Below are 14,147 nucleotides of genomic sequence, written 5' to 3' on the forward strand. Positions count from 1 at the left end.
CGCGACGGCGCGTCGTGCCTCACCATTCATGGCATGACGGACGTGCAGGTCAGCGACGCACCCGACGAGCACCGGTTCGAGGCGCGCAGCCCCGACGGGGAGCTCCTCGGGTTCACGGTGTACGACACGATCGGTACCACGGTCGTGTTCACGCACACCGAGGTGGACCCGGCGTTCGAGGGTCAGGGCATCGCGTCCACGCTCGTGCAGGCCGCCCTCGACGCGGTCCGGGCCAGCGGCCGGGACGTCGTGGCGTTCTGCCCGTACGTGAAGGCGTGGATCGGCCGGCACCCCGACTACCAGGACCTGGTGCGGGCGCCGCAGCACTGAGGCGCTAGGAGCCCAGCGCCGCCGAGACCACGTCCTTCGCCTCCGCCTGCACCTGCGCCAGGTGCTCCGCGGACACGAACGACTCGGCGTAGATCTTGTACACGTCCTCGGTGCCGGACGGCCGGGCGGCGAACCAGGCGTTCTCCGTGGTGACCTTCAGCCCGCCGATCGACGCGCCGTTCCCGGGTGCCTCGGTCAGCCGCGCAGTGATCGCCTCGCCCGCCAGCGTCGTCGCCGTGACCTGCTCCGGGGTGAGCTTGGCCAGCGTGGCCTTCTCCTCACGGCTGGCCGCCGCGTCGACCCGGGCGTACCAGCTCTCCCCGAACTCGGCGACGAGCTCGCGGTGGTGCACCGACGGCGACTTCCCGGTGGTCGCCAGGATCTCGGAGGCCAGCAGCGCGGGCAGGATGCCGTCCTTGTCGGTGGTCCACACGGTGCCGTCCTTGCGCAGGAACGACGCCCCGGCGGACTCCTCGCCGCCGAACCCGACCGACCCGTCCACGAGTCCGGGCACGAACCACTTGAACCCGACCGGCACCTCGAGCAGGCGCCGGCCCAGCTTGGCGGCGACCCGGTCGATGAGGCTCGAGGAGACGAGCGTCTTGCCGATCGCGGTCCCGTCCGGCCAGCCCGGGCGTGCGCCGCCGTACAGGTAGGAGATCGCGACCGCGAGGTAGTGGTTCGGGTTCATCAGCCCGTCCGGCGTGACGATGCCGTGCCGGTCGGAGTCGGCGTCGTTGCCGGTCGCGATGTCGAACGGCGCCGGGTCGCCCGCCATGCGGCTGACCAGCGAGGCCATCGCGTACGGCGACGAGCAGTCCATCCGGATCTTGCCGTCCCAGTCGAGGGTCATGAACCCCCACTGCGGGTCGACCGTCGGGTTCACCACCGTGAGGTCGAGCCCGTAGTACTCGCCGATCTCGCCCCAGTACTCGACCGACGCGCCGCCGAGCGGGTCCGCACCGATCCGCACCCCGGCCGCCCGGATGGCCTCGATGTCGATCACGTTGGCCAGGTCCGCCACGTAGGAGGACAGGTAGTCGTGCTTCAGGGTCGTGTCCGCCGCCAGCGCAGCCTCGGCGCTCACGCGCGGGATGTTCTTCCACCCGGACGCCAGGATCGCGTTGGCGCGGTCGGCGATCCAGCCGGTGGCCTCGGACCCCGCGGGCCCACCGTCCGGCGGGTTGTACTTGAAGCCGCCGTCGCGCGGCGGGTTGTGCGACGGGGTCACGACGATGCCGTCGGCCAGGCCCGGTCCCTGCGTGCGCACGCCCTCGGAGCTGCCGGCGCCGTTGTGCCGCAGGATCGCGTGCGAGACGCCCGGGGTGGGCGTCCACGAGTCGCGCGCGTCCACGTGCACCTCGACGTCCGCCGCCGCCAGGACCTCGAGCGCCGAGCGCCAGGCGGGGTCGGACAGCGCGTGGGTGTCCCGGCCGATGAACAGGGGACCGTCGGTGCCCTGGGACCGCCGGTACTCGACGATCGCGGCGGTGATCGCCACGATGTGGGCCTCGTTGAACGCCGAGTCCAGGGCCGATCCCCGGTGACCGCTGGTGCCGAACACCACGCGCTGCGCGGGGTCGTCCAGGTCGGGTTCGCGGTCGTAGTAGGCGCCGGTCAGGGCATCCAGATCGACGAGGTCGGACGGCTGGGCAGGTGTTCCGGCGCGCGGGTCCATGTCCCTGATCCTCCCCTACGCCCCGGGGTCCCGCACACCCCGGCCCGCACCGACCGGTAGCCTTTCCGGCATGGCCAAGAACTCGTCCGACTTCGTGCTGCGCCCGTTCGAGGGGCTCCCCGGTGAGCCCGACTGGGTGGCGCTCAAGGAGCTCGTCCCGGCCGCGACCGCGACCGCCCGCACCACCACGCAGTACGGCTCGCACGACGTGCTGGTCACCACGGTGCTCCCGACGAGCTGGCCCGCGCTGCACCGCGCCGACGGCGTGATCCTGCTGGCGCTGCAGACCACCAGCAGCTCCAACGACGTCAGCCGCGACCTGGCGCACGCGCTGCTCGAGGCCATCGAGGTCGAGGCCGGCACCGCGGTCGAGACCATCGGGCTGCCGGAGCCGGGCCCGCGCCTGCAGGACGTGCTCGACCTGAGCGTGCCGTTCGAGGTCACGGTCCAGGACTCGTTCGCGTACTGGCTGGCCCCGGACACCGAGCGCACCCCGGACCTGCAGGCCGCGATCGAGGAGGCCGACGGCGGCATCATCGACACGGTCAAGCTCGAGGCTGCCGACGCCGCCTACTGGTGCCGGATGGGCGCTCGCGAGTTCCTGCGCTGGGCGCAGCCGCACGAGGAGCAGGTGGTGCTCGACGGCCTCGCGCGTCTGCACGCCAAGCGTGCGTCCGGGTTCGAGGGCGCCAAGTTCGTCGGCTACTTCCGCTCGGCCGGTCTTGTCGTCCCGGTGTGGGAGCTGGCGAAGGGGTCGGAGGCCGAGGACATCGAGAAGCCGCTGGCCGACTTCGTGCCCGCGTTCGAGGCCGCGCTCGCGGACACCTCGCCGCTCGACGCCAACGAGCGTCGTGCCCGAGCCGGGCTGGTGGCCCGCCAGGTCACCCTGCGCTGACGGGCAGGGTCCGCTCGGATAGATAGGGTTGCGGACGTGACGCGCACGGGCGGCAAGGCCGCCGACGACCAGGCGACGACGGCCCCTGCGGACCCCACCGCCGACGGGGTGGCCGCGCCGGTGCCGGACTCGCCCGCAGCGGCGCGCAAGGCAGCCGTCGACGAGCGGAAGGCGGCCGTCCACAAGGCCCGCCAGCGGGTCGCCGTGATCATCCCCGCGAAGGACGAGTCCCGGCGCATCGCGGCGACGGTCCGCTCGGCGCGCGCGATCCCGCACGTGGACCTCGTGCTCGTGGTCGACGACGGCTCGGAGGACGACACGCAGCACGTGGCCCGCGAGGCCGGTGCTGTGGTGGTCCGGCACTCGCACAACCGCGGCAAGGCAGCCGCGATGGAGACGGGTGCCGCTGTCGTCGCCATGCGCGACGCCCCCGACCGCCAGCCGCGCATCCTGCTGTTCATCGACGGCGACCTGGGCGAGACCGCGGTCAACACCGCCCCACTGGTGCCGCCGGTATTCGAGGGGCACGCCGACCTCTCCATCGCGCTGATCCCGCCGCAGCCCGGTGCCGGTGGCCGGGGCATCGTCGTCGGCGCCGCCCGCCGCGCGATCGCCTCGATGACCGGCTGGACCCCGACCCAGCCGCTCTCGGGCATGCGCTGCCTGACGCGCGCGGCGTTCGAGGCCGCCACCCCGCTGGCCCACGGCTGGGGCGTCGAGACCGGCATGACCATCGACCTGCTGCGTCGCGGGTTCCGCGTCGTCGAGGTCCCCTGCGACCTGCGGCACCGGCCGTCCGGGACCGACCTGAAGGGCCAGCTGCACCGCGCGGCGCAGTACCGGGACGTGCAGCTGGCGGTCAACGCACGCCGTGTGCGCCGCGCCGCCGGGGCCGTGAAGCGCAGCGTGGCGCCCGCGCAGAAGCCGCCACAGACGCACCGCTAGTCGGCGCGCGCAGGCTCCTTCACGGGCTCCGCGGGGGCCAGCTCCCCGTCCGGTGCCCCGAGCCGCCACTGCGCGGCTGCTGCGACCAGGCACGGGACCGCGACCGCGATGCCCGTCGCCGGGACCACGATGCCCGAGTCGTTCATGAGGAAGCCGACCGTCAGGGCAGCGGCGATCGCCGCGAACGCGGGCCGGAGCAGGGGAACCGCGCGGGTCAGTCCGGCCAGAGGGCTGCCGGTGCCCATCAGCTCGCCGCGCCGCGGACGGCCGCCCACGACGACGAGCCACGTGAGCGCGATGCCGCCGATCGCGGTGACGAGGTACCGCCACGACGTCAGCACGCGCAGGTTCACCGCGATCTTGCGGCCGACGACATCCCACAGGCCGCCGTCGAGCACGGTGGCGAAGAACCGGCCCAGGTGCGTGCGGTCGGCCGCCGGGCGCATCCAGTCGAGCACCGCGAACCCGCCGACCACCACGACGCCGACCAGCGCGATCAGCCCGATCCACTTCCAGCTGACCTTGCGGCCGCTCACCACGATGGTCAGCATCGCGAACGCGAGGATCAGGGCGGGCGGGCCGCCGAAGTCGCTGCCCAGACCCGGGGCGCCGTCGACGACCACGAGCAGCAGGCCGAGCCCGGCGACGACGGCCGTCGCGAGCCCCCGCCGACCGCGCCGCAGCAGCGGGTCCGCGATGGCGACCGCGAGCAGCAGGCCGGCCGCCGTCAGGAGCGCGAACGCCTGGTTGCTCATCCCGTAGAACCGGGCCGCGAGGAGGCGGTGGGCGCCCATCGGGGAGTCGATCACCAACGTGGAGCCGGTGCAGGCGTCCACCACCAGCACGGCCACCGTGACGCCCGCGACGAGCCCCGCGGGGCCCAGCAGGTTGCGCCGCCACGGTCCCACCAGGGCGACGACGGTGATGACGGCGATCCAGCCGAGCAGCACCCACCAGAACGCGGTGACCGGCATGCTCGAGCGCCACCACGGGACGGTGTTCGTGAGGAACGAGGCCACCGGCGCGGCGGCCAGGGCCAGCGCGGAGACCTGCAGCACGCGCAGCGCGGGTCGGAGGGGCGCGCGGTCGGAGCGGCCGGTGCGGGTGAGGATGATCGCGGCGGCGATGAACAGGACCGCCTGGATGAGCACCAGGCGGGTCGAGTACGCGCCGCTCACCCGCGTGACCATGGTGGCGTGGCGCTGGACGTCCAGCAGGTGCGCGACGCGGGCGGTCGCGGCGGACGTCGGCGGGCCGGGCAGGATCTCCGCTCCGCTGAGGGCCGCGGCACTGTTGTCCAGCCCGATCCCGGCCAGCAGCGTCGGCGTCACGTCGACGGTCTGGAGCACGCCCGCCTGCCGGGTGGAGCCCGAGGTCAGCAGGCTGTCGGCGTACTCCTCGCCGTTCGGGGCGAGTCCGGTGGCGGCAGCGAGCTGGAGCGCGGTGCGGCCGGAGTCGGCGAGCGAGACCACCAGGACGGTCGCGCCCGAGCGTTGGGCGCCGGCGATGGCGGCACCGATCCGGGCGTCGATGACCTGCGCCTGGAGCGCCCGGGACGGCTCGGTGATCGCGTCGGGCGTGGAGACCTCGGGCGGGGTCGGCTCCTCGAGGACGTCCCCCGGGGAGGTCTCGGTGGGTTGCGGGGTGCTGGGCCGGGCCGTCGTGGCGTACCCGGGGTCACGCAACGAGCCGGCGTCGACGACCACCAGCTGCGACGCGTCGAGGGCGTCGCGCACCACGCGGGTCAGGCCGAGGGTGTTGATCGGGAGGGTCTCGTAGGTGCCCACCGGGATGCCGCCGGTGTCCGCGAGCGCGATCGCCGCACCGGGACCGATCCCGGTGACGGCTGAACCGGCCTCGGCGAGCATGTCGCCGAACAGCCCGGGGGTGGCTCCGTACGACTCGGCGTCGGCCGCCGCGACGTAGTCGTCCCAGCCCGGCACCTCGCCACTCTCACCGGGGTCGCGCAGGGTGCGGCACGTGCCGTCGTCGGCTCGCAGGTCGGCGGCGCGGGTCCCGGTGGAGACCGCCAGCCAGCCGTCCGCGGGGCAGGACCGGGAGGCCACGCTCCGTGCGGCGACCAGACCGATCGAGCCCTCCCGGGACATGCTCCACAGGGCGGGCGTGGTCAGGGTGGTGACGTCGTCCCAGCGCACACCGGTCATGCCGACGAGGAGCACCGGAGGTTCGTCCGCCGCCTGTGCAGGGGTCGCCAGGAGGATGCCCGCCAGGCTCAGCACCAGGGTGAGCACCGCGCCGCGGAGCAGGGACGCGCGCGGGCGGGCAGGGGTCAGCACCGTTCCAGCGTACGGGCGCACTACCCTCGACCCCGGCGGCGCTGCGGGGTATCCGTGCAGCGTGCACATCATCTGCACGGGAGGGACGCCATGTCCGAGGGGCTACCGCGGTACGCCTACCTGGGTCCGGCCGGCACGTTCACCGAGGCCGCGTTGCGCCAGGTCGCGCCCGTGGGCGTGTGCGTCGACCTCCCGGTGTCCGACGTGTCGTCGGCCATCGAGGCCGTCCGGACGGGCGACGCCGACTTCGCGGTGGTGGCCATCGAGAGCACCGTCGAGGGCGGTGTCACCGCGACGCTCGACAGCCTCGCGGGCGGCGACCCGCTGGTGATCGTGCGCGAGATGCTGGTGCCGGTGCAGTTCACGCTGGCCGCTGCGCCCGGCGTGCGGCTCCAGGACGTGCGACGCATCTCCGCCCACCCGCACGCGTGGGTGCAGTGCCGGCGCTGGCTGGCGCACCACCTGCCGTCCGTGGTGCATGTGCCCGCGACGTCCAACACGGCTCCCGCGGCGCTCATCGCGGCGGGTGGGGCCGAGCTGGGCTTCGACGCCGCGCTGGTGCCGCCTGCTGCGGTCGACTCCTACGGCCTGGTCCCGCTGGCCGAGGACGTCGCGGACAACGTCTCCGCGCAGACCCGGTTCGTCGTCGTCGGCCACCCCGGCGCGGTGCCGCCGCCCACCGGCGCGGACAAGACGACGCTCGTGGTCCACCTGCCCGACAACGAGGCCGGTGCGCTGCTCGCCATGCTGGAGCAGTTCGCGGTGCGGGGCGTGAACCTCTCCCGGATCGAGTCCCGACCCATCGGTGACGCCCTCGGCCGCTACTCGTTCTCGCTCGACGCCGAGGGGCACATCACCGACGAGCGCGTCGGCGAGGCCGTCATGGGCCTGCACCGCCGCTGCCCGTACGTGCGGTTCCTCGGCTCCTACCCGCGGGCCGACGCCGTCGAGCCGACCGTGCACGTGGGCACCGCGGACACCGACTTCGTCGGCGCGCGCACCTGGCTGCAGGCGCTCCGGAGCGGCTCGGCGACCTGAGGGTCAGGGCTGCGCGACCTCGGGCTCGTACGCGAGCAGGCGCTCGAGGAGCCGCAGCGAGCTCTCCTTGTCCAGCGTCTCGCCCGTCCACGTCTCCTTGAGGGACACCGTCCGCCCGTCGTGCAGGGTCAGCTCGGCCTGCAGGGGCGTCCGCTTCACGATGCGGGCGGTGGCGATCTGCTCGTAGGCGAGGTACCGGTGGTAGGACGCCAGCTGCACCACCGATCCCGACTGCAGCAGCGAGATCATCCGCGCCTTGCCGTACTCGTCCTTCTTGGGCGTCGGCACGAGGATCATGCCGATGTCGAGCACGATCACGTCGTGCTTCGCGCCGTCGACCTTCACGCTGGCCAGCCCGCCGAGCACCTCGCCGCCGTGGGCCGAGGCGGTGTCGGCGACCTGGCCGGTGGAGGCGACATCGACGCCGATCTCGGCCAGCCGCGCGCGAGCGGCCCCTACCGTCTCCGGCTGCAGCGCGGCGCTCGCGACGGGCGCGAGGTCGAGCACCTGGTCGTCGCGGCCCACCAGCCGGGCGGGGCCGCTCCACGAGTGCTGCCACCGGGCGATCCCGGCCTGGACGGCGGCCTGCGAGACGAGCAGCTCCACGAGGTCCGCGAGCTGGTCGCCCTCGGTGCCGAGGTCCTTCTCGAGCTCGGCGCGCCGGCCACCGGCGATGACGTCCAGCACCGTGCCCAGGTTCGCGCGCTGCTGTCCGGCCACCCGGGCCGCCGCGCGGTACACGATGTCCGCGGTGCGCTGGCGGGAGAGCACGAGGGAGGTCGCGGTCAGCTCCTCCCAGTCGAGCTGGGTGCGGCCCTCGACGTCGACCACACGCGCCGCGAGCTCGGTGGCGTGCCTCTCGAAGTCGGGGATCAGCACCCACGCCGGTCGCGTGTCCCTGGCCACCGCCACGTCGGGCATGCGGTCCATCGCGGCGACGCGCGCGGCGATGGACGGGTGGCTGTCCCACCGCGACTGCTCGGCCGGGGGAGCGTCGTCGCGCATCTCGGCCAGCTCGGCGGTCCGGGCCGTGACCAGCTGACCGAAGCCGCCGAAGAAGCCGTGCGCGGTCGGCGCGTACCCCGACTCCCACGCGTCCTCGAGGTAGTTCTGCAGGTAGAAGGACCAGGCGGTGTCCGCGACGGGCAGCTCACGCAGCGCGCTCTGCGCGGTCGCGCGCCCGGCGATCCGCACGGAGAGCCGGTCGGCCTCCAGCTCCTGGCGCCGGTTCACCGCGGCCGAGACCGCGAAGAACAGGTGCGCGTACAGGCGCAGGAACCAGCCGACGACGTTGCCGGAGAGCTGCTCGAGCGTCGCGACGATCGCCTGCTTGCCGCGGTACGTCAGCGGGCCGAGACGGGTGTGGCTGTTCGAGTAGTGGCCGAGCTCGTGCCCGAGCACGGAGCGGAGCTGGCCCACGTCGAGCGCCTGCAGCAGCGGGACCCCGAGGTAGAGGTGGCGGGTGCCGCCGACCAGACCGAGCAGGCGGGTGTCCTCGGAGACGGCCGCGTTGACGTCCGGGAGGAGGCGGATGTCGTCGGGCGCGCGGGTGCCGGCCTCGGCGGCGAGCTCGCGGACGGTCTCCCAGAGGGCGGGCGCGTCGGCGGGCGTCAGTGTCGGCCCCTCGTCGGGCGCCGGGCGTGCCCGGGCGACCTTCCACAGCGCGACGACGACACCGACGGCGATGGCCGCCGTGAAGAAGCCGAGCTTGGCGGCGGCAGCCTCCGCGTCGGACTGGAACGCCCACCAGCTGAGCGCCCCCATGCCGACGATGATCGCCAGCGCCACGATGTAGAAGCCGGCCAGCAGGACCGCCGACAGGGCAGCGCGCAGGGTGGTGGTCACGGGGGTCCTTCCGGTGCGAGCCGCGTCGTCGCGGCCTCGTTCGCCGGGGATCGTAGCGGTCGGGAGCAGCACCGCGTGGGTGGATGACGGGGTTGCCCGCGGACGTCCGGATCAGGTGGCGGCGACCCGCACCACGAGCGCCGCGTGGTCCACCCGCGCGGACAGCTCGGTCACCCGGCCGACGATGTCGCCGTCCACCTGCACGTGCTCGCCGCCCTGCACCACCACGCGGACCTCCTGCGCGCGGGTGTGGTCGATGCGGCCGATCTTGGCGGGGAGGTCGTTGCGCACGCCGGCGCCCTGCAGCACCACCTCGCCGAACAGCTGTGCCCAGCCGGCGATCCCGCCGCGCGTGTCGATGGCTGCGACGTCCAGCCAGCCGTCGTCGAGCAGCGCGTCGGGCAGCAGCGTGATCCCGCCGGGCAGCTTTCCGCAGTTGCCGATGAGCAGGCTGCGCAGGCGGGTCGACGTCATCGGCTGGTCGTCGAGCCGGACGTGGATGCGGGTGCGGCGCCCGTGCAGGTGCCGCATGCCGGACACGAAGTAGGCGATCCAGCCGACCCGGGCCTTGAGGTGCTCGTCGGTGTCGGCCACCATCGCGGCGTCGAACCCGAGCCCGGCGATCACCAGGAAGATGTGGTCGCGGGGGAGCCCGAGCTCGTCGGGGAGCTCCTCGGCGGCCTCCGCCACGGGGTCGTCGAGGTCGGACTCCCACCGGTGCACCCGCAGCCAGCCGACGTCGATCGTGCGGTCCCGTCCCTCGAGCGCGATCCGCATGGCGGCCAGCGGGTCGCTGAGCGGCAGGTCGAGGTTGCGGGCCAGCAGGTTGCCGGTGCCCAGCGGCATGAGTCCCATCGGCACCCCGGTGCCGACGAGCCCCTCGRCCACCGCCCGGACCGTGCCGTCCCCGCCCATCGCGACGACGACGTCCGCGCCCTCGGCGATCGCCTTGCGCGCCTGCCCGACGCCGGGATCGGCGATGGTCGTCTCGAACCACAGCGGCTCCGGCAGCCCCTGCTCCGCGCACGCGCGCTGCACCGCCGCCCGGAGCGCGGGGACGTCCGGCTTGGAGGGGTTGGCAACGAACGCGACCTGCTGCCCGGTCTCGTCCACGTCCCGCGCGAGCCGGAGCGCCCGCTCGTTCGCCCCGGAGCGGGGCGACTCGATCCGGCGACGCAGCTCGCGCTGGCGCAACCAGAGGACCAGGACCAGCAGGAGCGCGGACAGCGCGGCGACGGCCGCGCTCACGGCCACCCACGCCTCCCACGTCATGGGCAGAATCTACGGCCCACCAGGCCGCGCGCTCCGGTTCGGGTGGTCACCCGCGGGTCTGTAGGGTTCTTGGGTGATCGATCTGCGGCTCCTGCGGGAGGATCCCGACCTTGTCCGGGCCAGCCAGGTGGCGCGTGGCGACGACCCCCACCTCGTCGACGAGGTGCTCGACGCCGATGCGCGCCGGCGCTCCGCGCTGACCGACTTCGAGACCCTGCGGGCCGAGCAGAAGTCCCTGGGCAAGCTGGTCGCGCAGGCGCAGGGCGAGGAGAAGCAGGCGCTGCTGGCCCGCGCCAAGCACCTGGCCGAGCAGGTCAAGGGGCTGCAGTCCGACGCCGACGCCGCCGAGACGCGCGCCACCGAGCTGAGCCGCCGGATCTCGAACGTCGTCGAGGAGGGCGTCCCCGCGGGCGGCGAGGACGACTACGTGGTCCTCAAGTACGTGGGCGAGACGCGCGACTTCGACTTCCCCGTCAAGGACCACCTGGAGCTGGGCGAGGGCCTCGCGGCCATCGACACCGAGCGGGGCGCCAAGGTGTCCGGAGCGCGGTTCTACTACCTGACCGGCATCGGCGCGCGCCTCGAGCTCGCGCTCCTGAACGCCGCGGTCGACAAGGCCCTGAGCGCCGGGTTCACGCCGGTCATCACACCCACGCTGGTCAAGCCGGAGATCATGGCCGGCACGGGCTTCCTCGGTGCCCACGCGGACGAGATCTACCACCTGCCCGCTGACGACCTGTACCTCGTCGGCACCAGCGAGGTGGCGCTCGCGGGCTACCACTCGGGGGAGATCCTCGACCTGTCGAAGGGCCCCAAGCGGTACGCCGGCTGGTCGGCCTGCTACCGGCGCGAGGCCGGCTCCTACGGCAAGGACACCCGCGGGATCATCCGCGTGCACCAGTTCCACAAGGTCGAGGCCTTCACGTACACGACCGTCGAGGACGCCTACGACGAGCACCGCCGCATCCTCGCCTGGGAGGAGGAGATGCTGGCCCTCGCCGAGCTGCCCTACCGCGTCATCGACACCGCCGCGGGTGACCTGGGCTCGAGCGCCGCCCGCAAGTTCGACTGCGAGGCGTGGCTGCCCAGCCAGGAGCGGTACCTCGAGCTCACGTCGACCTCCAACTGCACCACGTTCCAGGCCCGCCGCCTCGGCATCCGCGAGCGCACGGCCGACGGGTCGATGCGGCCCGTGGCCACGCTCAACGGCACGCTCGCCACCACCCGGTGGATCGTCGCGCTCCTGGAGAACCACCAGCAGGCCGACGGCTCGGTGCGCGTGCCGGAGGGCCTGCGTCCGTACCTGGGCGGCCTCGAGGTGCTGGAGCCGGTGCGATGACCCGCTGCCGCCTCGTGGCGCTCGACGTCGACGGGACGCTCATGTCCTACGACGGCACGATCTCCGCCGAGGTGCGCGAAGCGGTCCTGCAGGTCCGTGACTCCGGCCTGCACATCGTCCTGGCGACCGGCCGCGGGGTGCACTCCGCCGCGCCGGTGGCCCGGGAGCTCGGGCTGACAGAGGGGTGGGTCGTCTGCTCGAACGGCGCGGTCACCGCCCGCCTCGATCCCGCCGCCGAGAACGGCTACGAGATCGTCCGGGTGGTCACGTTCGACCCCGGCCCCGCGCTGCGGACCATCGCGATGGAGCTGCCCGACGCCCTGTTCGCCGTCGAGGACCTCGGCCTGGGCTTCCGGGTCTCCGCCGACTTCCCGGACGGCGAGCTGTCCGGCGACCTCGAGGTGGTGTCCTGGGAGGAGCTGACCGCGACGCCCGCCACCCGCGTGGTCATCCGCAGCCCGCAGAGCACGCCCGAGGAGTTCCACGAGCTCGTCGAGCGCGTGGGCCTGCACGAGGTCGAGTACGCCGTCGGCTGGTCCGCGTGGCTGGACCTCACCCCGGGCGGCGTGTCCAAGGCGAGCGCGCTCGAGGAGGTGCGCCAGCACCTCGGCGTGCAGCCGCACGCGACCGTGGCGATCGGCGACGGCGGCAACGACGTGCAGATGCTGCGCTGGGCCGCGCGCGGCGTCGCGATGGGCCACGCGCCCGAGGCGGTCCGCGCGGCGGCCGACGAGGTCACCGGCACCATCGACGACGACGGTGCCCTCGCGGTCCTGCGCAGCCTCCTCGTCTGACGTGGCCGTGGCCCGTCCACGCCGCTGACGATCTCGTGCGTGGCGAGGGCGTTTCCGCACGATTTCCGTCGTCCGGGACCGTCGAGGTCAGCCTGTAACTCAATCGTGACCGTATTGCCTGGTCATTACGGTTGCGCCCGCTTTGCGTAACGACTTGCATCGCTTGCAAGGGTGCCGGTGAAGACGCCGGCGCCATACCGGAGCATGACGACGTGGAGGTCTCATGAACGGCACACGCAGGCGCCGCAGCTATCTGGCTGCGGCCGCGGCGGGGGCAAGTCTCGCGCTGGTTCTCACAGCGTGCTCGAGCGATGACGACGGCGGCGACGGCGGCGGTGGCGACTCCACCGGATCGGCCGACTGTGCAGCGTTCGAGCAGTACGGCGACCTGTCCGGGAAGTCGATCAGCGTGTACACGTCGATCGTCGACCCGGAGTCGGTCCAGCAGACCGACTCGTACATCCCCTTCGAGGAGTGCACGGGCGCGACCATCGAGTACGAGGGCTCGCGCGAGTTCGAGGCGCAGCTGCCCGTCCGCCTGCAGGCCGGCAACCCGCCGGACATCGCGTACATCCCGCAGCCCGGGTTCCTGGCGTCGATCGTCGCCGACTACCCGGACACCGTCGTCGCGGCGCCGCAGGCGGTCATCGACAACGCCAACGAGTACTACACCGAGGGCTGGGTCAACTACGGCACGGTCGACGGCACGCTCTACGCGACGCCGCTGGGCGCCAACGTGAAGTCGTTCGTCTGGTACTCCCCGGCCGCGTTCGAGGAGAACGGCTACGAGATCCCCACCACGTGGGACGACCTCATCGCCCTCACCGACCAGATCAAGGAAGACTTCCCCGACGCCAAGCCGTGGTGCGCAGGCATCGAGTCCGGTGACGCCACCGGCTGGCCGGCCACCGACTGGCTGGAGGACGTGCTGCTGCGCACGGCCGGCCCCGAGGTCTACGACCAGTGGGTCACCCACGAGATCCCGTTCAACGACCCGCAGGTCCTGTCCGCCCTCGAGACGGTGGGCAGCATCCTGAAGAACCCGGACTACGTGAACGGCGGCCTGGGCGACGTCCAGTCCATCGCCACGGCCCCGTGGAACGAGTCGGCGAACGGCATCCCGGACCAGACGTGCTTCCTGCACCGCGCGGCCAACTTCTACCAGGCCAACTGGGACGAGGGCCTGACGGTCGCCGAGGACGGCGACGTCTACGCGTTCTACCTGCCCGGTGAGTCGGCCGACGACAAGCCGCTGCTCGGCGGTGGCGAGTTCGTGACGGCCTTCGCGGACCGTCCCGAGGTCCAGGCGTTCCAGGCGTACCTGTCCAGCCCGGAGTGGGCCAACGCCAAGGCCGAGGCCACCGGCCAGGGCTGGCTGAGCGCCAACAGCGGCCTCGACCCGGCGCTGCTGCAGTCGCCGATCGACAAGCTGTCGTTCGACCTGCTGACTGACGACAGCTACACCTTCCGGTTCGACGGCTCCGACCAGATGCCCGGTGCTGTCGGCGCCGACGCGTTCTGGAAGCAGATGACCGCGTGGATCGCGGAGAACCAGTCCGACGCCGAGACCCTCGACAACATCGAGGCGGCCTGGCCGGCATCGTCCTGACCGGCTGACGGAACGGGGTGGGGGTCGTCGGCTCGGCGGCCCCCATCCCGGCGTTCCGGGCGTATCGTCCGGAACGCGCCACCTCGACGACGAGGGAAAGGGTGA

11 protein-coding genes are annotated in these 14,147 nt (G+C 73.1%); 7 read left to right on the top strand and 4 right to left on the bottom strand.

Translation table 11 applies throughout. The features are described 5' to 3' along the window. Positions 1–33 precede the first annotated feature (33 nt). Complete coding sequence (locus AC1DXT_RS02365) at positions 34–330, top strand: GNAT family N-acetyltransferase (protein WP_477059768.1); 297 nt, start codon at positions 34–36, stop codon at positions 328–330. Between the two features lie 4 nt (positions 331–334). Here AC1DXT_RS02365 and pgm read toward each other — a convergent pair whose 3' ends face one another. Continuing rightward, positions 335–2,008 (bottom strand): phosphoglucomutase (alpha-D-glucose-1,6-bisphosphate-dependent), encoded by a 1,674-nt coding sequence (gene pgm, locus AC1DXT_RS02370; RefSeq protein ID WP_477059769.1) that lies wholly within the window; start codon positions 2,006–2,008, stop codon positions 335–337. Positions 2,009–2,078: 70 nt separating this feature from the next. Here pgm and AC1DXT_RS02375 point away from each other — a divergent pair, with 70 nt between their 5' ends. Then, positions 2,079–2,903 carry a DUF5926 family protein gene (locus AC1DXT_RS02375; RefSeq protein WP_477059770.1) on the top strand — a complete coding sequence of 275 codons (825 nt, stop codon included), beginning with the start codon at positions 2,079–2,081 and terminating at the stop codon, positions 2,901–2,903. A gap of 36 nt (positions 2,904–2,939) precedes the next feature. Continuing rightward, a complete protein-coding gene (locus AC1DXT_RS02380; RefSeq protein WP_477059771.1) occupies positions 2,940–3,848 on the top strand; it encodes a glycosyltransferase family 2 protein in 909 nt (302 codons plus the stop codon). Here the strand turns inward: AC1DXT_RS02380 and AC1DXT_RS02385 are convergent. Then, positions 3,845–6,145: a hypothetical protein gene (locus AC1DXT_RS02385; protein WP_477059772.1), complete on the bottom strand. Its 2,301-nt coding sequence runs from the start codon at positions 6,143–6,145 to the stop codon at positions 3,845–3,847. The genes AC1DXT_RS02380 and AC1DXT_RS02385 overlap by 4 nt on opposite strands. Before the next feature lie 90 nt (positions 6,146–6,235). Here AC1DXT_RS02385 and pheA point away from each other — a divergent pair, with 90 nt between their 5' ends. Next, positions 6,236–7,183 (top strand): prephenate dehydratase, encoded by a 948-nt coding sequence (gene pheA / locus AC1DXT_RS02390; RefSeq protein ID WP_477059773.1) that lies wholly within the window; start codon positions 6,236–6,238, stop codon positions 7,181–7,183. Positions 7,184–7,186: 3 nt separating this feature from the next. Here pheA and AC1DXT_RS02395 read toward each other — a convergent pair whose 3' ends face one another. Together AC1DXT_RS02395 and AC1DXT_RS02400 are read right to left on the bottom strand one after the other, a co-directional pair. Beyond that, positions 7,187–9,028, bottom strand: a complete 1,842-nt coding sequence (locus AC1DXT_RS02395; RefSeq protein ID WP_477059774.1) for a M48 family metallopeptidase — start codon at positions 9,026–9,028, stop codon at positions 7,187–7,189. Between the two features lie 111 nt (positions 9,029–9,139). Then, complete coding sequence (locus AC1DXT_RS02400) at positions 9,140–10,300, bottom strand: diacylglycerol/lipid kinase family protein (RefSeq protein ID WP_477059775.1); 1,161 nt, start codon at positions 10,298–10,300, stop codon at positions 9,140–9,142. 73 nt (positions 10,301–10,373) lie between these two features. On the opposite strand from AC1DXT_RS02400, the gene serS reads away from it, so the two are divergent. The 3 genes from serS (at position 10,374) to AC1DXT_RS02415 (ending at position 14,042) form a co-directional block, all read left to right on the top strand. After that, positions 10,374–11,639: a serine--tRNA ligase gene (gene serS, locus AC1DXT_RS02405; protein WP_477059776.1), complete on the top strand. Its 1,266-nt coding sequence runs from the start codon at positions 10,374–10,376 to the stop codon at positions 11,637–11,639. Further along, positions 11,636–12,433, top strand: a complete 798-nt coding sequence (locus AC1DXT_RS02410; protein WP_477059777.1) for an HAD family hydrolase — start codon at positions 11,636–11,638, stop codon at positions 12,431–12,433. The genes serS and AC1DXT_RS02410 overlap by 4 nt, the downstream gene beginning before the upstream one ends. Before the next feature lie 223 nt (positions 12,434–12,656). Beyond that, complete coding sequence (locus AC1DXT_RS02415) at positions 12,657–14,042, top strand: ABC transporter substrate-binding protein (protein WP_477059778.1); 1,386 nt, start codon at positions 12,657–12,659, stop codon at positions 14,040–14,042. Positions 14,043–14,147: the final 105 nt, after the last annotated feature.

This window comes from Cellulomonas sp. P1_G12_2, from assembly GCF_056405535.1.

Bases quoted from the DNA above. Each gene is read 5' to 3' on its own strand.
- AC1DXT_RS02415 (WP_477059778.1), top strand. From the start codon at position 12,657: ATGAACGGCACACGCAGGCGCCGCAGCTATCTGGCTGCGGCCGCGGCG.
- AC1DXT_RS02410 (WP_477059777.1), top strand. From the start codon at position 11,636: ATGACCCGCTGCCGCCTCGTGGCGCTCGACGTCGACGGGACGCTCATG.
- pgm (WP_477059769.1), bottom strand. From the start codon at position 2,008: ATGGACCCGCGCGCCGGAACACCTGCCCAGCCGTCCGACCTCGTCGAT.
- pheA (WP_477059773.1), top strand. From the start codon at position 6,236: ATGTCCGAGGGGCTACCGCGGTACGCCTACCTGGGTCCGGCCGGCACG.
- AC1DXT_RS02375 (WP_477059770.1), top strand. From the start codon at position 2,079: ATGGCCAAGAACTCGTCCGACTTCGTGCTGCGCCCGTTCGAGGGGCTC.
- AC1DXT_RS02365 (WP_477059768.1), top strand. From the start codon at position 34: ATGACGGACGTGCAGGTCAGCGACGCACCCGACGAGCACCGGTTCGAG.